This window comes from Nonomuraea sp. SBT364, from assembly GCF_001083785.1.
In the GTDB taxonomy this organism is placed as follows: Bacteria; Actinomycetota; Actinomycetes; order Streptosporangiales; family Streptosporangiaceae; genus Nonomuraea.
In genome coordinates this window covers 53,574-70,454 of sequence record NZ_LAVL01000012.1, presented here as the reverse complement: position 1 = coordinate 70,454, position 16,881 = coordinate 53,574, and the positions used below count along the sequence as shown (strand labels likewise).

Genomic DNA, 16,881 nt, shown 5'->3' with positions numbered 1-16,881 from the left:
ACGCTAGCCCGCGGGCGGCTCTCTCAGCACGTAACCGACGCTGCGCAGCGTGTGAATCAGCCGCGGCTCCACGTCGTCGACCTTGCGCCGCAGGTAGGACACGTACGACTCGACCACGCCGGCGTCGCCGCCGAAGTCGTAGTTCCACACGTGGTCGAGGATCTGCGCCTTGGACAGCACCCGCCCGGCGTTGGCCATGAAGTAGTGCAGCAGCTTGAACTCCGTGGGCGACAGCCGCACCTGCCGGCCGCCGCGCCACACCTCGCGCGCGTCCTCGTCGAGCTCCAGGTCGGCCACCTTCAGGCGGCTCGCGGGCGCGGCCTCGCCCCGGGTACGGCGCAGCACGGCGCGAATCCTGGCCTGGACCTCCTCCAGGCTGAACGGCTTGGTCACGTAGTCGTCGCCGACCCGCAGCCCGGCGATCTTGTCCTCGGTGGCGTCGCGGGCGGTCAGGAACAGCACGGGCGCGTCGATCCGCCGCGCCACCTCGAACCCGTCCAGGTCCGGCAGCATGACGTCGAGCACCACCAGGTCGGGCGCGGCCCGCTGGGCGACCTCCACGGCCTCGTTGCCGTCGGCGGCGGTGAGGACCTCGAACCCGGAGAAGCGCAGGCTGGCCGAGAGCAGGTCCCTGATGCTGGGCTCGTCGTCCACCACCATGATCAGCGCTTCGCTCTTGGTCACCGTTCCAGGGTGACCCAGCGACCTGAGGAAATGCTGAAGGCTCACTCCAAGGCGAGTGGGAGTTCGACCCGGAACGTCGACCCCTCGCCGGGGGCGCTCTCCACCACGACCGTGCCGCCGTGGGCGTGCGCCAGCGCCTGGACGATGGCCAGGCCGAGCCCGCTGCCCCGGTCCTCGCCCGACCTGCGCCTGGACCTGGCCGAGTCGGCCCGGTAGAAGCGCTCGAAGACCCGCTCGACCTGCTCGGGCGTCAGGCCGGGGCCCTTGTCGGCCACCTCCAGGAAGACCGTGCCGCCGCCCGCCCCGACCCGCACGGTGATGGGCGTGCCCGGGTCGGTGTGGATGAGCGCGTTGGAGGTCAGGTTGCCCACGACCTGGCGCAGCCGTACCTCGTCACCGGAGACGATCAGCGCGGCGCCGCCGACGACGTCCAGCCCGATCTCCCGGTCGGGGGCCAGGATGCGGGCGTCCTGGACGGCGTCGGCGGCCAGCGCCAGCATGTCGACCGGGCGCATCCGCAGCGGCCTGGACTGGTCCACCTGGGCGAGCAGCAGCAGGTCGTCCACGAGCAGGCTCATCCGGCCCGCCGCGTGCTCGACGCGCCTCATCAGCTCGGCGGGGTCGGCCCCGGGGTTCTGGCGGGCGTACTCGGCGAAGCCGCGGATCGAGGTCAGCGGGGTGCGCAGCTCGTGGGAGGCGTCGGCGACGAACTGCCGCATCCGGTCCTCCGACCGGCGCGCCGCCGCCTCGCCCTCCGACCGGGCGGTGAACGCGCTTTCGAGCTGCGCCAGCATCCCGTTGAGCGCCGCGGCCAGCCGGCCCACCTCGGTACGGGGGTCGCCGTCGGGCACCCGGCGGCCGAGTTCGCCGGCGGCGATGGTGCCCGCGGTGCGCTCGATCTCGGCCAGCGGCCGCATGCTGCGCCGCACGGTCGCCACGCCGACGATCGCGAGCAGGATGACGATGCCGCCGCCGCCCAGCAGCTCGATGAGGACGAGCCGCCGGGTGATCTCGTTCACCTCGCCGAGGTCGGTGGCGACCACGTACGTGCCCTGCGGCGTGGTGCTCTGCAGCACCCGCCACTCCCCGTCGCCGTCGGTGGCCGGCGCGGTGTAGATCTCGCGGCCGGGCGACGGCCGCAGCACCGGCTTGGGCTTGATGTCGACGTCGCGCTCGCTCTGCGTGGGCGTGAAGGCTCCGGCCGCGTCCTTGACCAGGACGATCGTGTCGGACTCGATGAGCAGCGGCTTCTCGTTGCTCTGCCGGCCGGCCGCGCGCCGCTGCACGTCGTTGACCAGCCGCTTGTGCACCCGTACGGAGACCAGGTTGACCTGGCTGTCGACCCGGTCGAGCAGGTAGCCGTGCAGGACCGAGACGCTCACCACCCCGATGAACGTCATGCCGAGCCCCAGCAGCGCCAGCATGACGGCCATGAGCTTGATCCTGAGCGGCAGGCCGCCCGACACGGTCATCTACGGGCCCGAGGGCAGGCGCAGAACGTAGCCGACACCGCGCAGGGTGTGGATCAGCCGTGGGCTGCGGTTGTCTATCTTGCGCCGCAGCACCGACACGTACGACTCGACGATGCCGACCTCGCCCCGGAAGTCGTAGTCCCACACGTGGTCGAGGATCTGCGGCTTGGACAGCACGCGGCCGGCGTTCGTCATGAAGTAGCGCAGCAGCTTGAACTCGGTGGGCGACAGCGCGACCGCGTGCCCGCCCCGCCACACCTCGTGGCTCTCCTCGTCCAGCTCGATGTCGGCGAACGTCAGCCGGGGCGGCGGCGGCTGCGCCTCACCGCTGGTGCGGCGGAGCACCGCGTGGATCCGGGCGACGACCTCCTCCAGGCTGAACGGCTTGGTCACGTAGTCGTCGCCGCCGATCGTCAGGCCGCGGATCTTGTCCTCGGTCTCGTCCCGGGCGGTGAGGAAGACCACGGGCGTGTGCACGCCGCCGCCGCGCATCCGCCGGACGATCTCGAAGCCATCCAGATCGGGCAGCATGACGTCGAGCACCACCAGGTCGGGGCGCTGCCGCTGCACCGCCGCGACCGCGTCGTGGCCGCTCTTGGCCGTGCACACGTCGAAACCCGCGAACCTCAGGCTCGCGGCGAGGAGTTCGAGGATGTTCGGGTCGTCCTCGACGATCAGTAGGCGCGCTTCCATCAATGTCAAGGATGCCTTCATCGGACGGGTGCTGGGACAATTCCGGCGATGTGCCGGGCGATGGCCAGACTGGACGTGGCGGCGGGAGATGGGGCGTTGCGCACCAGCACCACGTCGCCGTGCACGTCCACGGCGAAGTCGTCGACCAGCCGGCCGTCCCGGGCGACGGCCTGCGCGCGTACGCCGCCCTCGGCCCGCAGCAGGTCGGCGGCGGTGAGCTCGGGCACGTAGCGGCGCGCGGCGCGGACGAAGGCCGCTTTGGCGAGCGAGCCGTAGACCTCCTTGACGCCGGTGCGCCAGTGGTGGCGGGCCATGCGGAGGGTGCCGGGCCACCGAAGAATTTGCCCAATATTACGAAAATTTCGCCATCTGTAGCCTTCGTACGCCCCGGCCAGCACCGCGTTCGGCCCCACCAGCACCTCGCCGTCGATGTGCCGGGTCAGGTGCACCCCGAGGAACGGATAGCGCGGGTCCGGCACCGGATAGATCAATCCCCGCACCAGCTCCCTGGCCGTCTCGCCGAGCGCGTAGTACTCGCCCCTGAACGGCACGATCCGCACCTCACCCGGCTGCCCGGCCATCCGCGCCACCGCGTCGGTGCCCAGCCCGGCGCACACCACCAGCCGGTCGAAGACGAATTTGCGCTTCCCGGCCAGCACCTCGACACCCGCGGCGCCCTCCCGGATGCCCCTGACCGGGTGTTCGAGCCGTACCGACCCGCCCAGCTCGGCCACGTCCAGCGCGAGCCGGCGCGCGACCGCCGGGAAGTCGGCGATCGCCGTGTGCGGCGAGTGCACCGCGCCCACGCCCACCGCGTGCGGCTCGACCTCGCGCAACGCCAGCCCGTCGAGCTCCGCGATGCCCGGCACGCCGTTGGCCCTGGCCCGCTCCGCCAGCGCCGCCAGCCTCGGCCGCTCGGCCCGCGTGCTCGCCACGACCAGCTTGCCGACCTCCCGGTACGGCAGCGCGTGCTCGGCGCAGTAGTCCTTGAGCATGGCCACGCCCTCACGGCACAGCCTGGCCTTGAGCGAGCCCGGCGGGTAGTAGATGCCGGCGTGCACGACGCCGCTGTTGTGGCCGGTCTGGTGGGCGCCGACGCGGCTCTCCTTCTCCAGCACGGTCACCTCGGCGCCCCGCGCGCCGGCGAGCTCGCGGGCCACCGCCAGGCCGACGATCCCGGCCCCCACGACTCCGATCTTCTCCGTCACGAGGCCAGTGTGCCTACTCGGCGGCCGTTCGTCCCCCATCGGGTGCAATGTATCCGAAACGGTAGACACGCCTCGGCTGAACAATCGAACACGAGTACGATGGCGGCATGTACGTCCCGCCCGACTGGCCCGCGGAGGTCCGGCCGCCCAGCGTCCCCGATTGGGAGACCTCGGCCGTGGCGTGGCTGCTCGACGCCGTCCCGCCCGACTACCGCGCCTACGAGGTGCTCCGGCGCCATCCCGTCGCGCTGGCCCGCATGGCCGGCCACCACGTCCGTTCGGCCGTCGAGGCCGCGCGTGCCGGTTATCGGGGCGCCGCCGTCGAGCTCAAGGGCCATCTACCGCCGCACGCCATCGAGGCGGTCCTCGACGCCTACCGCGAGGAAGGCCCCCGCCTGGTCCGCCTGTCGCGCTCCATCGAGGCCGTCGAGCGCGCGCTGCGCGGCGACATGTTCACCGCCACCATGCGCAACTCCCCCACCTGACCTGCGGCGACACTCCTCCCAGCGAAGTGTCAGCGGGTGCGGCGGGCGAGGAAGGTGATGAAGCCGATCGCGATGGCCGCCGCCGCGAGCCAGATGAGGACGTCCCGCAGGGTGAGCCCCGACGACGCCGCCGGGGAGTCGGCGGCGGCCTGGGTGCCCTCCGGCGCCGCCTGCCGGGAGGGGGGCGGCGACGGGGAGGGTGCCGCCGCCGGGATCGGGACCCGGTAGACCGGGCTGTCGGCGCCTTCGGACCCGGTCAGCAGGGCCTTGCCGTCACGCGTGTAGGCGATCGACTCGGCCTGCTCCAGCTCGGGCATCGACACGCGGGTGAGCACCTCGCCCGACGGCCGGTAGACGGTCGCCGAGAAGTAGGTGCGGATCACGTACGAGGAACCGTCGGGCGCGTAGGCGGCGTCGGTGGCCATGATGGGCGCGGCCGAGACCTTGCGCAGGACGTTGGCCCGCCCGGTGCGCAGCCTCGCCGGCGCCTCGTAGACGGCCCCGCTGAACTCCTTGGACACCACGTAGAGCCGCCCGGTCACCGGGTTGACCATGATGCCCTCGGCGTTGCGCCCGCCGCCGGCGTAGCGGAACCGGTAGCGGGTGGCGGGCAGGGTGGCGTCGGCCAGCGTGCGCGGCTCGGTGACCTTGTAGACGGACACGTCGGGCCAGGCGCCGTCGAGGTTGTCGCCGATGTCGGCGAGCCAGAGGACGCCCCGCCCGGTCTCCGGGTCGCGGGTGGCGGCCATGGCCTCCCAGTCGCGGGCCTCCGCGCCCCGCAGGCGGAAGGTCGCCCTGGTGCGGCCGTCGGAGCCGACGGCGTAGAACTCGGGCCGGGCGGCGCTGTCGTTGTGCGTGTAGTAGACGTCGTCGTGGGTGGGCGACAGGGCCAGGCCGCTGGACTCGGTGATCCGCGGGTCCTCGAAGGCGAACAGCTTCTCCTCGTCGGGAGACGGGGCGGACGCGGCGGCGGGGGCCGCGCAGGCGGCTAGCGCCACCACGGCCGCGGCACAGGTTCTGATCAGGACCACGTCGCCATCATGCCGCAGCCAGGACGGTGCCGACGCGAGCGCTGTGCCGGTGGAAGCCGGCGCCCTGGAGGGCGAGGAGCAGCACGTTCCCGGCGGCCATGGCGGCCCACAGGCCGGTGATCCCCCAGGAGGCGGCGACCGGCACGGCGGCCAGCGCGAGCAGCCCGTAGCCCGCGGCGAAGTAGAGCAGGCTGGCCCCGGACCGCTTGAGCGCGGTGAGCCCGAAGCCCTGCACCGCCTGGGCGGCGTCGGCCATGGAGGAGAGGAGCATCAGCGGCATCAGCCCCAGCACCCGCTCCCGCACCACGGGGTCGTCGCTGAACAGGCCCAGCAGCGGATCGCCGAGCCCGAGCAGCGCAAGGGCGGCCAGTGCGGTGCCGGCGACGGCGAGCAGCGCGGCGGTGCGGTTGGCGCGGCGGCTGGCGGCGGGGGTGCCGGCACGGGCCACGTCCGGCACCGACGCCTGCGCCACCGCCAGCGAGGCCAGCATGGTGAACCCGGTGAGCGTCGTCAGCACGGCGTGCGCGGCGATGTCGCGGGTGCTGGTGGTGCTCGCGGCGAACGTGACGACGCCGAGCGCGCCGAACTTGATCAGCACCGTCGCCGCCAGCGGCACGCTCACCCTGGCCAGCCGCGCGATCTCGCGCGGGCGCGGCAGCCCACGGCCGATGCGGCGGCCGAGCGCGCGGCGCAGGCTGAGGTCGGCGACGCTCACCGAGGCGATCCCGGACAGCAACCAGGCGACGCCCACGCCGGTGAGGCCGAACCGGGGCACCAGCGTCACGGCGAGAACGATCATCACGGACGTGCCGGCGAGGCTGGACCAGAACACCGGCCGGCCGCGCCCGATCGCGACGAGCACCGACGTGGCGCCGCCCCCGGCCGCGAACACCAGCAGGTAGAGGGCCAGCAGCCAGGGCAGCGCGCCGAGCTCGGCCACCACCTCGGCGGGCACCCCGGTCGCCCCGGCGAGCGCCGGCACGCCGAGCACGGCCAGCGCACCCGCGGCCCCGACCAGCAGGCTGAGCCAGCGCGCGTCACGCAGGATCGGCACCACCGTGCCGGGGTCGTCGCGGTGGGGCGCCACGAACGGCGCCAGCCCGCGCAGCGCACCCGCGACGGCGGTGGAGGCGGGGTTGAGCACGGCCGTCATGACGGCGAAGGCGGCCAGCGTGACGGTCGCGTGACGGCCGAGCACGGCGGTGACCACGAGCGACCCGGCCAGCCCGGTGACCATGGACAGGAACAGTGGCAAGGCAGCCCTGAACAGGCCGATCACCGAACTCACCCGGCCACCCTATGGCCTGGAGTCCACTCCAGGTACTTAGGGTTGAACCATGGATTACGTGAACCTCGGACGCAGTGGCCTCCAGGTCAGCCCGCTCTGTCTCGGCACGATGAACTTCGGGCCGGAGACCTCGGAGGACGACTCCTTCGCGATCATGGACAGGGCGCACGAGCTGGGCATCAACTTCTTCGACACCGCCAACGTCTACGGCTGGAAAAAGGGCGAAGGCGTCACCGAGCACATCCTCGGCAGGTGGTTCGCGCAGGGCGGCGGCCGCAGGGAGAAGACGGTCATCGCGACCAAGCTCTACGGCGACATGGGCGACTGGCCCAACGACCGCGGACTGTCGGCGCTGAACATCCGCCGGGCCTGCGACGCCTCGCTCCGGCGCATGCAGACCGACTACATCGACATCTACCAGGCGCACCACATCGACCGGAACACCCCGTTCGAGGAGTTCTGGGAGGCCATGGAGATCCTGCGCCAGCAGGGCAAGATCCTGTACGTGGGCTCGTCGAACTTCGCCGGATGGCACATCGCCAAGGCGCAGGAGACGGCCGCGCGGCGCAGCTTCTTCGGCCTGACCAGCGAGCAGAGCCACTACAACCTGCTGACCAGGGCCGCCGAGCTGGAGGTGCTGCCCGCCTGCCTCGACTACGGGCTCGGCGTGATCCCGTGGAGCCCGCTGGCCGGCGGCCTGCTCGGCGGCGTGCTGCGCAAGCTGGACAAGGGCCGCTCGGCGAGCGAGCACATGGTCAAGGAGCTCGACAAGCATCGCGACAAGATCGTGGCCTACGAGAAGCTCTGCGACGAGCTGGGCGAGGACCCGGCGTACGTGGCGCTGGCGTGGCTCCTGGCGCAGCCCGCGGTCACCGCGCCGATCATCGGCCCGCGCACGCTGGAGCAGCTCGAAGGCACCATGCGCACGCTGGAGATCACGCTGGACGAGCAGACGCTGGCCCGCCTGGACGAGATCTTCCCGGGTCACCGCGCGGCCCCCGAGGACTACGCCTGGTAGGTCAGGTCACCAGGGCGCCGACGATCACGATCAGCATCAGAAGGCCGAGCACGACGGGCAACAGCCAGGAACGGGGACGGTCCACGCCCTGGAGCCTAGCCCCGCCGCGCGGGTGCCAGGTCCCATTCGTCGAGTGACTCGTACCTCACCTGCGCCCCGAGCTCGCTCTTGACGAGCCGTACGGTCTCCGCCCGCCAGGGCGAGCCGCTGAACCCGGACAGCGACTCGGCCAGCGGGCGCAGGTCCGTCTCGGCCTTGGCGCGGGCGAGCGTGAGATGCGGGTGGAACCGTTTCTCGTCGGTCTGTACGGCACCGGCGCGGCGGGCGCCGGCCTTGACCGAGTCGGCCAGCCGGTTCATCGGGTCGCCCGACAGCCCGGCCCAGAACACCCTGGCCCGGCGCAGCGACGAGAACGCCCCGAACCCGGTGAAGGCCAGGTCCGGGACGGGGTGGCGGCCGACGGCGCGGGCCAGCCGGGTGCGCAGCTCGGGCAGCGCCCGCTCGGGCACCTCGCCGAAGAACGCCAGCGTGATGTGCCACGTGGCCCGGTCGGGCCAGCGCAGCCCCGGCACCTGCCCGACGTGCGGCGCGATCGCCCGCTGCAGCTCGTCGAGCACCCCGGAGGGCGGCACCACGGCCGCGAACAGTCTCATGCCAACCGATTGTGCCCCGCCCCGGACCGGGACCAGGCTCAAGCCCGGGCTCAGGCCCGGACCAGGCTCAGGGCCCGGGCCAGGCTCAGGCCGGGGCCAGGGCCGGTTCGGCGAGCCGGGTCCAGATCAGGCGCGTCGCCAGCACCGCCAGCCCGGTGCCGACCAGCACGAGCGTGCCGGACAGCATGACGCCCGCGCGCGGCCCGGCCAGATCCGACAGCCACCCGATCAGCGGCGCCCCCAGCGGCGCGCCACCGGTGAACACCAGCATGTAGATGCCCATCACCCGCCCCCGCATCTCGGGCGAGGTGGCGAGCTGGACGCTGGCGTTGGCCGCCGTGTTGATGGTGATCAGCGCGATGCCGGTGGGCACCAGCAGCGCCAGGTAGACCGGGTAGACCGGCGCGAGCCCGCTGGCGACCTGGAACAGCCCGAACCCGATGGCCCCGGCGAACAGCACCTTGCGCGACAGCCGGGCCCTGCGCGCGGCCAGCAGCGCCCCGCCGAGCGCCCCGACGGCGAACATGCTGGACGCCAGCCCGAACGAGGACGCCCCCGCGTCGAAGACCTCGCGCGCCATGAGCGCTATCGACATCGAGAACGACTGCGAGAACATCGACACGAACGCGATCAGCAGGATCGGCATCAGCAGTTCCTCGCGCCGGACCACGTACTTCAGCCCCTCGCGGAGCTGCCCCTTGGCCCTCGGCACCGGTGCGGCCAGGTTCAGCTCGGACTTGCGCATGAAGGCCAGGCTGGAGATGACCGCGGCGAACGTGAGCGCGTTGACCAGGAAGATCGGGCCCGTCCCGCCGAGCAGGTAGATGAGCACGCCGGCCAGCGCCGGGCCCAGCACGCGGGCCAGGTTGAAGCTGGAGCTGTTGAGCGCGATGGCGTTGGGCAGGTCGCGCCGCCCGACCATCTCGACCACGAACGCCTGCCGGGCCGGCACCTCGACGCAGGAGATGAGCCCGAGCGCGAACGCCATCACGTACACATGCCACACCTGGGCGGTGCCCGTCATGGTGAGCACGCCGAGCCCGAGCGCGAGCGCGGCCATCATCGACTGGGCGGTGATGAGGATGGGCCGCTTGGGGTAGCGGTCGGCGAGCACGCCGCCGAACATCCCGAACAGCAGCATCGGCAGGAACTGCAGGGCGGTGGCGGTGCCGAGCGCGGAAGCGCTGCCGCCGGTCAGTTCGAGGATCAGCCAGTCCTGGGCGGTGCGCTGCAGCCATCCCCCCACGTTGGACACAGCGCCGCCGACCGCGAACATGCGGTAGTTGCGAATCTTGAGCGACCGGAACATCCCGGTCTTGGGTTGTTCAGGCTCTATATCCTGCTGAGCTTCTCCAGGATCGGCGCCGCCTGCCTGAGGATCGACCGCTCCTCCGGTGTCAGCGCCTTCAGCTGCTTGGTGAGCCACGCCTCCTTGCGGCGGCGTTCCTCCTTCAGCAACGTCTGACCGGCCTCGGTCACGGACACGGTCACCTGACGCCGGTCGGTCGGATGCGGGGTGCGCTGGAGCAGGCCGCGTTCCTCGAGCGCGGAGATCACGCGCGTCATCGAGGGTGGTTGCACCTTCTCGAGCTCGGCCAATTCGCCGGGGGTTATCGCGGAATGCCGTTCCACCGCGGCGAGGGTCGCGAACTGCGTGGGCGTCAGCGGGTGCGCCGCTCCCTGTCGTCGGAGTCGCCTGTTCAGCCTTGCGAGGGAGACGCGCAAAGCTGTAGCCAGGCCTGCGTCGCTGCGCAGGTTGATCTTGGGCTGCTGGGGTCTGGTTAGCACGAGTCATTACCTTTGCTAACTATACAGGAAGACAAGATATTTCTCTCGGGCGGGGCGTGTCTCACTCCTTGATACCCCGGGGCCGCCCGGCCTGAGCATGGCGGCCCCGCCTTCCTCAGACTCCGAGCAGGACCTTGATCGGCCCGAGCGCGAAGTACACGACGAACAGCCCGGCGACGGCCCACATCAGCGGGTGCAGCTCCCTGCTCTTGCCCCGCACGACCTTGATCAGCACGTAGCTGATGAAGCCGGCGCCGATGCCGTTGGAGATCGAGTACGTGAACGGCATGATGACGATGGTCAGGAACGCCGGGATGGCGATCTCGTACTCGCTCCAGTCGATCTCGCGGACCGCGGTCATCATCAGGAAGCCCACGATGACCAGCGCCGGCGCGGCGGCCTCGTACGGCACGACCGTGACGAGCGGCGCGAAGAAGATGGCGATCAGGAACAGCACGCCGGTGACCACGCTGGCCAGGCCGGTGCGCGCGCCTTCGCCGACGCCCGCGGCCGACTCGATGTAGGTGGTGTTGGACGACACCGAGCCGGCGCCGCCCGCGACCGCGCCGAGCGAGTCGACGAGCAGGATCTCGCGGGTACGCGGCAGCGTCCCGTCCTCCTGGACCAGGTTCGCCTGGCGGCCGACGCCCACCATCGTGCCCATCGTGTCGAAGAAGTCCGTGATGAGCAGCGTGAACACGAGCAGGACGACGAGCAGCACCGAGACCCGGCTGAACGCGCCGAGCGGGTCGAACTCGGTGAAGAGGCTGAACACGTTGTGCAGCCCGAAGATCTGCTCGGGCACGGACGGCACGTTGAGCTGCCAGCCGCCCGGGTTCTCGGGGCCGAACGCGCCGGACTTGGTGATCAGCTCGACCACGATGGCCAGCACGGTGGTGCCCACGATGCCGATCAGGATCGCGCCCCGCACCTTCCGCGCCACCAGTACGGCCGTGGTCAGCAGGCCGACGATGAACACGAGGATCGGCCACGACGTCAGGTTGCCGGCGATGCCCATCTCCAGCGGCGTTCCGGCCGCGCGGCGCACGAAGCCCGCGTCCACGAACCCGATCAGCGCGATGAACAGGCCGATGCCGACGCTGATGGCCGTCTTGAGCTGGTCGGGGATGGCCTTGAACACCGCCACCCGCAGCCCGGTCAGCACCAGGACGCCGATGATGACGCCCTCCAGGAAGACCAGGCCCATGGCCTCTTCCCAGGTCATCTGCGTGGCGATGTTGAAGGTCACGAAGGCGTTGAGCCCGAGCCCGGCGGCCATGGCGAACGGCACTTTGCCGATGACGCCCATGAGGATGGTCAGCACGCCGGCCACGAACGCGGTGCCCGCGGCCACGAGGGCCGTGTTGGGCGTCGTGCCGTCACCGATGACCTGGCCGTCGATGTCGGTGCCGTTGGCGATGATGATCGGGTTCAGCACCACGATGTAGGCCATGGTGAAGAACGTGGCCAGACCGCCACGGATCTCACGGGACATCGTGGAACCACGTGCGGTGATTGCGAAGTATCGATCGATTGCGTTACGAGTGTCACTCACGCGCGAAGAGTGACAGTCCTCGGGTTTTGTGACAAATGCCGGTAATCGTATCGAGACCCGATTGGAAGCTAGGCTGGACCACGTGACGCAGCAGTGGCACCCCGACCCCGAGCCGATCGAGACCAACGACACCGCGGCGGTCGCCGCAGGCACCGGCCTGTGGGCGCTCGCCCTGGTGGTGCTGCTCATCTTCCGTCCGGCACCCGAGAACACCTGGTGGATCTGGACCTGCGTCACGGGCGTGGGCTTCGGGCTGCTCGGCATGTGGATGGTGCGCAAGCGCTGACATCTGTCATGTCCAGCCCCTTCCGGATGTCACCCGGAAGTGCTGTTACAGACCACTACCTGGGCAAAAGTGGTCGTACGATGCTGGATGCCATGAAGAAGACCTTGACCGCCCTGCTCCTGTGCGCCACCGCCGCGACCGCGTGCAGCACCGCGGAGCCGGCCGCCCCGAAGGAGGCCGTCCGCGACACCGGCACCGTCGCGTGGAGCCCGTGCACCGACCTGACCGGCGCCGACGGCAAGCCCATGGCGCCCGACCCCGCCATCGAGTGCGGCAAGGTCGCGGTGCCGCTCGACTACGCCAAGCCCGGCGGCGAGACGATCGACCTGGCGCTGATCCGCGTCAAGGCCACCGGTGACAAGCTCGGCTCCCTGGTCTTCAACTTCGGCGGCCCCGGCGGGTCCGGCGTCGACACGCTCGCCCTGGCCCGCCAGGCGTTCGCCGGCCTCGGCGCCTCCTACGACCTGGTCAGCTTCGACCCGCGCGGCGTCGACCGCAGCTCCGGCGTCAAGTGCGGCGGGCAGGTCGACAAGCTCCTGGAGATGACCGGCGACGGCTCCGACCGGCTCGCCAAGGAGTTCGCCGCCGCCTGCGAGCAGGACTCCGGCAAGGTCCTGCCGCACGTCGGCACCGTCAACGCCGCCCAGGACCTGGACCGCCTGCGCACCGCGCTCGGCGACGAGAAGCTCAACTACTTCGGCCTCTCGTACGGGACACACCTCGGCGCCGTGTACGCCACCAAGTTCCCGGCGAACGTCGGCCGATTCGTCCTCGACAGCGCCTTCGACCCCTCGGTCACCTTCGAGGAGCGGGCCGTCATCCAGGCGACCGGCTTCGCCGACGCCTTCGACGCCTTCGCCACCGACTGCGTCGCCCAGGGCTGCGACCTCGGCAAGACGCCCGCCACCGTGCTGCGGACCGTCGAAGGGCTCCTGGACGACCTCGAGACCAAACCGCTCAAGGTCGGCGACCGCGAGCTCACCTACGGCCTGGCCCAGCTCTCGGTCATCACCCCGCTGTACGCCAAGGCCACCTGGCCGATCCTGGAGCAGGCCACCGCGGCGGCACTCAAGGGCGACGGCGCCATGCTGCTCGCGCTGGCCGACTCCTACACCGGCCGCAAGCCCGACGGCACCTACTCGACCATGATGACCAGCCTCCAGGCGATCAACTGCGTCGACAGCGCCGAGCGGCCCACCAAGGCCGAGACCGCCGCCATCAACGAGAAGGTCAGCAAGATCTTCCCCGTCCTGGCCGCCGACGGCGCCAGCGCGGCCTGCGCGTACTGGCCGGTCAAGGGCACCGACGAGGCCAAGCGCATCGACGCCACCGGCTCCGCGCCCATCATGGTGATCGGCGGCAAGGGCGACCCCGCGACCCCGTACCGCTGGGCTGTCTCCCTCACCGAGAAGCTCAAGACCGGCCACCTGGTCACCTACGAGGGCGAAGGCCACGGCGCCTACCTCAGCGGCAGCGCCTGCGTCACCCGGACGGTCGACTCCTACCTGCTCAAGGGCACCCTGCCCGAGTCCGGCGCGAGCTGCCCGGCCGCCTGAGGCCGGCCCGTCAGCGGCGGGCGACGAGGTGGCGGGCGCGTGGCCGATGCCGCCACTCGCCCGCCGGCGCGCCGCTCAGGAACTCCGCTCGCAACCGGCCGACGAACGCCTCCCCGCGGGCGTCGGCCAGCGGGCGCATCGGGCCCGACCGGACGTGCGCGTCGAAGAACGTCGCCGCGTCCGGATGGGACATCGGGAAGGACGGCCACTCGTCCCGTTCGACCACGACGCCCTGGGCGGTCAGGGCCGGCACCAGCCCGTCGGCCCACGAACCGTCGCCGGGCGGCACGTGCCGGCCGACGACCTCGGCGATCCGGGCGAACGGCCCGTCGAGCTCGGTGACGCTCGGCCAGAAGACCACCGACAGCCGTCCGCCGGGGCGCAGCGCCGCCGCCCACGACCGGATGGCGGCGTCGGGCTCGGGCAGTTGCTGGAGGCCGAACACCGACACCACGGCGGCGCAGCGGCCCCGCCGGCGGACGTCGAGCGTCGAGGCGTCACCCTCGACGACGCTCACCCCCGGATGGCGGGCGGCCCGCTCCCGGGCCCGCCTGACCATGCCGCCGGACAGGTCGATGCCGACGATCTCGCGGCCGGGCAGGAGCTCGACCAGCGCGTCCAGCTCCGGCAGCGTGCCGCAGCACGGCACCAGGACCGGCCCCTCGGGCAGCGTCGCGGCCCCGACCGCCCGCACGGCCGCCGTCACCCACGGCGCGAAGCGGGGAACGTAGTAGCTCTCGTAACCCGTGACCGCCTCGTCCCACCCCTTGGCCAACCGCGCCAGCCGCTCCTCCCGTCCGGTCACGGCGCCTCCTCTCGCTCCGCCCCCACGACCACGCCCTCGCCCCCCGGTCCGGCCGGAGCCGGCGGTGCGGGCCTGGCCGTTGCCGCCGGGGCCGGGGGCGCGGGCTTGCCGGTCGGCCGGCCGGTGGCCGCGAGGAGCAGGTCGGCCACCGGCGCGCGGACCTCGCGCGGTCCGTCGCCCGCCGACCAGGCGCAGTCGGTGGCCGTCAGCCGGGTGTCGCGGAAACGCTCGCGAGCGCCGTAGAAACTGCTGGTCAGGACGTGGCCGAGCGCCGCCGCCGCCGGCTCGACCGGCATCTCCCGCGTACGGCCCAGCGGCCGCGCGATGTCCTGACCATGCACCAGGGCGTCGACCAGCGGGTCCAGCGGACCGGCCCCGAGGGTGCGGCGGGCCGAGCCGGCGCTCTCGCGCAGCTGTGCGACGAGCTCCGCCCGGCCGAACCTGGCCGCCCGCTCCCGCGCCAGGTCGGCGACCATGCGGTTGAAGTCACCGCGTGCCCGGATCACACCCCGGAGCACGACGAGCGGCGTCGTACGGGTGGACAGCGTCATGTGGGCGGCCACGTCGTGCACGGTCCAGCCGGAGCAGAGCGAGTCCGCCCGCCACTCGTGGTCGTCGAGGCCGAGCCGTTCGGCCCGCACCCAGGCGAGAATCCGGTCACGATCCATGTCGAGTTCCCTTCGATGACGAGCGGGTTTCCTCGATCGCACCCAGCCTGCGGCGCAGGAGCGCGCGTTCCGGCTCGGTGCCGGCCAGGCCGAGCGCCTCGCGGTAGGCCGCGGCGGCCTCCGCGTCGCGGCCCAGCCGGTGCAGCAGGTCGGCCCGCGCGGCCGGATAGGGATGATGGCCGCGCAGCAGCGGCTCGCCGGCCAGTTCGTCGAGCAGGGCCAGCCCGGCCCGGGGGCCGTCGCGCATCGCCACGGCGGCGGCCCGGTTCAGCGCCACGACCGGCGACGGCGTGAGCGCGAGCAGCACGTCGTAGAGGGCCGCGATCTGCGGCCAGTCGGTGGCGGCGACGTCGGCCGCTTCGTCGTGGAGTGCGGCGATCGCGGCCTGCACCCCGTACGGGCCCACCGGACCGCCGGTCAGCGCCACGGTGGCCAGGGCACTGCCCTCCTCGATCATCGGGCGGTCCCAGCGGCCCCGGTCCTGCTCCTCCAGCAGCACCAGCTCGCCGCCGGGGCCGGTGCGCGCGTCACGCCGGGCGTGGACCAGCAGCATCAGCCCGAGCAGCCCGGCGACCTCCCGCTCGGCGGGCAGCAGCCGGCGCAGGATCCGGGCCAGCCGGATGGCCTCCTCGGCGAGGTCGAGCCGCTGCAGGCGGGGCCCCGAGCTGGCCGCGTAGCCCTCGGTGAAGACCGAATAGACCACCTGGAGCACGCCGGGCAGCCGCTGCGGCAGCTCGTCCGCGCCGGGCACCCGGAACGGGATGCGCGCCTCGCGGATCTTCTTCTTGGCCCGGGTGATCCGCTTGGCCATCGTCGCCGCCGGGACCAGGAAGGCCCGCGCCACCTCGGGCGTGGTCAGCCCGGCCAGGCAGCGCAGCGTCAGCGCCGTCCGGTCCTCGGCGGCCAGAGCCGGGTGAGCGCAGGTGAAGAACAGCTGCAGCCGCTCGTCCGGCAGGTCGCCGTCCAGCTCCGCGGCCGGCACGGGCCCGGCCCGGTCGGCCTCCACCTGCAGGATGGCCAGCCGCGCCGCGAAGGCCTGGTCGCGCCGCAACCGGTCGACGGCCTTCCGGCGGGCCGTGGTCATCAGCCAGGCGCCCGGTTTGGGCGGGACGCCGTCGACCGGCCAGTGCGCCAGGGCCGCCTCGATCGCCTCGGAGGTGACCTCCTCGGCCAGGTCGAGATCGCCGAAGCGCCGGACGAGCGCCGCAAGCAACCGGCCGCGCTCCTCGCGGAACACCGCCTCCACCGACGCCACCGGCCCATCGCCCACCGGCCACTCACCCATCGGGCTCAGGCTCCGAAGTCGGCGACCGGCCGGACCACGACGGAGCCGTCACGCGCGCCCGGACAGCGCGCTGCCCAGTCGAGCGCGGCGTCGAGATCCGGCACGTCGATCACGTAGAAGCCGCCCAGCAGCTCCCGGGTCTCCGCGAACGGCCCGTCGGTCACGGTCCGCCCGCCGTCGGGGGCCACCCGCACGGTCGTGGCGGTGACCAGGTCGGCCAGCGACTCCCCGGAGACCAGGATCCCGGCGTCCTTGACCTCCTTGTCGTAGGCCATCCAGTCCTCGACGGTGCAGCCGGCCGCCCCGCCGTCCTCGTCGACGGCATTGGCCATGATCAGCAGCATGTACTTCAAGGTCAGACTCCCTGTGTCCCGTTGTCCGTCACGCGGCAGAACCGCCGCGTGAC

18 protein-coding genes are annotated in these 16,881 nt (G+C 72.1%); 4 read left to right on the top strand and 14 right to left on the bottom strand.

The window, feature by feature from the left end; all coding sequences use genetic code 11:
- Positions 1–3 precede the first annotated feature (3 nt).
- The 4 genes from ADY59_RS08635 to lhgO form a co-directional block, all read right to left on the bottom strand.
- A complete protein-coding gene (locus ADY59_RS08635; protein WP_049560044.1) occupies positions 4–660 on the bottom strand; it encodes a response regulator transcription factor in 657 nt (218 codons plus the stop codon).
- A 65-nt stretch (positions 661–725) separates the two neighbouring features.
- Positions 726–2,156, bottom strand: coding sequence for a sensor histidine kinase (locus ADY59_RS08630; protein WP_049559902.1), 1,431 nt, complete (start codon positions 2,154–2,156; stop codon positions 726–728).
- On the bottom strand, positions 2,157–2,849 hold the full coding sequence (locus ADY59_RS08625; protein ID WP_156325379.1) for a response regulator transcription factor: 693 nt from the start codon (positions 2,847–2,849) through the stop codon (positions 2,157–2,159).
- Positions 2,850–2,866: 17 nt separating this feature from the next.
- A complete protein-coding gene (gene lhgO / locus ADY59_RS08620; RefSeq protein ID WP_049559897.1) occupies positions 2,867–4,096 on the bottom strand; it encodes an L-2-hydroxyglutarate oxidase in 1,230 nt (409 codons plus the stop codon).
- A gap of 68 nt (positions 4,097–4,164) precedes the next feature.
- Here lhgO and ADY59_RS08615 point away from each other — a divergent pair, with 68 nt between their 5' ends.
- Positions 4,165–4,542 (top strand): hypothetical protein, encoded by a 378-nt coding sequence (locus ADY59_RS08615; RefSeq protein WP_049559895.1) that lies wholly within the window; start codon positions 4,165–4,167, stop codon positions 4,540–4,542.
- A 29-nt stretch (positions 4,543–4,571) separates the two neighbouring features.
- On the opposite strand, the gene ADY59_RS08610 is transcribed toward ADY59_RS08615, so the two are convergent.
- The gene (locus ADY59_RS08610) at positions 4,572–5,573 is read right to left on the bottom strand and encodes a hypothetical protein (protein WP_156325378.1); all 1,002 of its coding nucleotides are present in this window, start codon (positions 5,571–5,573) and stop codon (positions 4,572–4,574) included.
- Between the two features lie 7 nt (positions 5,574–5,580).
- Complete coding sequence (locus ADY59_RS08605; protein ID WP_156325377.1) at positions 5,581–6,861, bottom strand: MATE family efflux transporter; 1,281 nt, start codon at positions 6,859–6,861, stop codon at positions 5,581–5,583.
- Positions 6,862–6,910: 49 nt separating this feature from the next.
- Between ADY59_RS08605 and ADY59_RS08600 the strand changes: the two genes are divergently transcribed.
- Positions 6,911–7,879 (top strand): aldo/keto reductase, encoded by a 969-nt coding sequence (locus ADY59_RS08600; protein ID WP_049559891.1) that lies wholly within the window; start codon positions 6,911–6,913, stop codon positions 7,877–7,879.
- A gap of 95 nt (positions 7,880–7,974) precedes the next feature.
- On the opposite strand, the gene thpR is transcribed toward ADY59_RS08600, so the two are convergent.
- The 4 genes from thpR to ADY59_RS08580 all read right to left on the bottom strand — a co-directional run bounded on the left by thpR (position 7,975) and on the right by ADY59_RS08580 (position 11,815).
- Positions 7,975–8,532 (bottom strand): RNA 2',3'-cyclic phosphodiesterase, encoded by a 558-nt coding sequence (thpR, locus tag ADY59_RS08595; protein ID WP_049559890.1) that lies wholly within the window; start codon positions 8,530–8,532, stop codon positions 7,975–7,977.
- An 85-nt stretch (positions 8,533–8,617) separates the two neighbouring features.
- On the bottom strand, positions 8,618–9,841 hold the full coding sequence (locus ADY59_RS08590; RefSeq protein WP_049559888.1) for an MFS transporter: 1,224 nt from the start codon (positions 9,839–9,841) through the stop codon (positions 8,618–8,620).
- A 23-nt stretch (positions 9,842–9,864) separates the two neighbouring features.
- Complete coding sequence (locus ADY59_RS08585) at positions 9,865–10,257, bottom strand: MarR family winged helix-turn-helix transcriptional regulator (RefSeq protein ID WP_082309961.1); 393 nt, start codon at positions 10,255–10,257, stop codon at positions 9,865–9,867.
- A gap of 178 nt (positions 10,258–10,435) precedes the next feature.
- Positions 10,436–11,815 carry an NCS2 family permease gene (locus ADY59_RS08580; RefSeq protein ID WP_082309953.1) on the bottom strand — a complete coding sequence of 460 codons (1,380 nt, stop codon included), beginning with the start codon at positions 11,813–11,815 and terminating at the stop codon, positions 10,436–10,438.
- A 142-nt stretch (positions 11,816–11,957) separates the two neighbouring features.
- Between ADY59_RS08580 and ADY59_RS08575 the strand changes: the two genes are divergently transcribed.
- Positions 11,958–12,161 (top strand): DUF2530 domain-containing protein, encoded by a 204-nt coding sequence (locus ADY59_RS08575; RefSeq protein ID WP_049559886.1) that lies wholly within the window; start codon positions 11,958–11,960, stop codon positions 12,159–12,161.
- A 92-nt stretch (positions 12,162–12,253) separates the two neighbouring features.
- Positions 12,254–13,717: an alpha/beta hydrolase gene (locus tag ADY59_RS08570; protein ID WP_049559884.1), complete on the top strand. Its 1,464-nt coding sequence runs from the start codon at positions 12,254–12,256 to the stop codon at positions 13,715–13,717.
- Between the two features lie 10 nt (positions 13,718–13,727).
- On the opposite strand, the gene ADY59_RS08565 is transcribed toward ADY59_RS08570, so the two are convergent.
- Genes ADY59_RS08565 through ADY59_RS08550 form a run of 4 tightly spaced genes read right to left on the bottom strand, consistent with a single transcriptional unit; the run spans position 13,728 to position 16,819 of the window.
- Positions 13,728–14,522, bottom strand: a complete 795-nt coding sequence (locus ADY59_RS08565; RefSeq protein ID WP_049559882.1) for a class I SAM-dependent methyltransferase — start codon at positions 14,520–14,522, stop codon at positions 13,728–13,730.
- A complete protein-coding gene (locus ADY59_RS08560) occupies positions 14,519–15,190 on the bottom strand; it encodes a maleylpyruvate isomerase family mycothiol-dependent enzyme (protein WP_082309952.1) in 672 nt (223 codons plus the stop codon). The genes ADY59_RS08565 and ADY59_RS08560 overlap by 4 nt, the downstream gene beginning before the upstream one ends.
- Positions 15,180–16,475, bottom strand: a complete 1,296-nt coding sequence (locus ADY59_RS08555; RefSeq protein WP_049559880.1) for an RNA polymerase sigma factor — start codon at positions 16,473–16,475, stop codon at positions 15,180–15,182. Before ADY59_RS08555 ends, ADY59_RS08560 begins: the two co-directional genes overlap by 11 nt.
- A gap of 5 nt (positions 16,476–16,480) precedes the next feature.
- Positions 16,481–16,819, bottom strand: coding sequence for a YciI family protein (locus ADY59_RS08550; RefSeq protein ID WP_231618612.1), 339 nt, complete (start codon positions 16,817–16,819; stop codon positions 16,481–16,483).
- Positions 16,820–16,881: the final 62 nt, after the last annotated feature.

Excerpts from the sequence above, each read along its gene's own strand:
- ADY59_RS08570 (WP_049559884.1), top strand. The coding sequence starts at position 12,254 with ATGAAGAAGACCTTGACCGCCCTGCTCCTGTGCGCCACCGCCGCGACC.
- ADY59_RS08560 (WP_082309952.1), bottom strand. The coding sequence starts at position 15,190 with ATGGATCGTGACCGGATTCTCGCCTGGGTGCGGGCCGAACGGCTCGGC.
- ADY59_RS08550 (WP_231618612.1), bottom strand. The coding sequence starts at position 16,819 with ATGCTGCTGATCATGGCCAATGCCGTCGACGAGGACGGCGGGGCGGCC.
- lhgO (WP_049559897.1), bottom strand. The coding sequence starts at position 4,096 with ATGGGGGACGAACGGCCGCCGAGTAGGCACACTGGCCTCGTGACGGAG.
- ADY59_RS08615 (WP_049559895.1), top strand. The coding sequence starts at position 4,165 with ATGTACGTCCCGCCCGACTGGCCCGCGGAGGTCCGGCCGCCCAGCGTC.
- thpR (WP_049559890.1), bottom strand. The coding sequence starts at position 8,532 with ATGAGACTGTTCGCGGCCGTGGTGCCGCCCTCCGGGGTGCTCGACGAG.
- ADY59_RS08630 (WP_049559902.1), bottom strand. The coding sequence starts at position 2,156 with ATGACCGTGTCGGGCGGCCTGCCGCTCAGGATCAAGCTCATGGCCGTC.
- ADY59_RS08625 (WP_156325379.1), bottom strand. The coding sequence starts at position 2,849 with ATGGAAGCGCGCCTACTGATCGTCGAGGACGACCCGAACATCCTCGAA.
- ADY59_RS08555 (WP_049559880.1), bottom strand. The coding sequence starts at position 16,475 with ATGGGTGAGTGGCCGGTGGGCGATGGGCCGGTGGCGTCGGTGGAGGCG.
- ADY59_RS08580 (WP_082309953.1), bottom strand. The coding sequence starts at position 11,815 with ATGTCCCGTGAGATCCGTGGCGGTCTGGCCACGTTCTTCACCATGGCC.
- ADY59_RS08600 (WP_049559891.1), top strand. The coding sequence starts at position 6,911 with ATGGATTACGTGAACCTCGGACGCAGTGGCCTCCAGGTCAGCCCGCTC.
- ADY59_RS08635 (WP_049560044.1), bottom strand. The coding sequence starts at position 660 with ATGGTGGTGGACGACGAGCCCAGCATCAGGGACCTGCTCTCGGCCAGC.
- ADY59_RS08590 (WP_049559888.1), bottom strand. The coding sequence starts at position 9,841 with ATGTTCCGGTCGCTCAAGATTCGCAACTACCGCATGTTCGCGGTCGGC.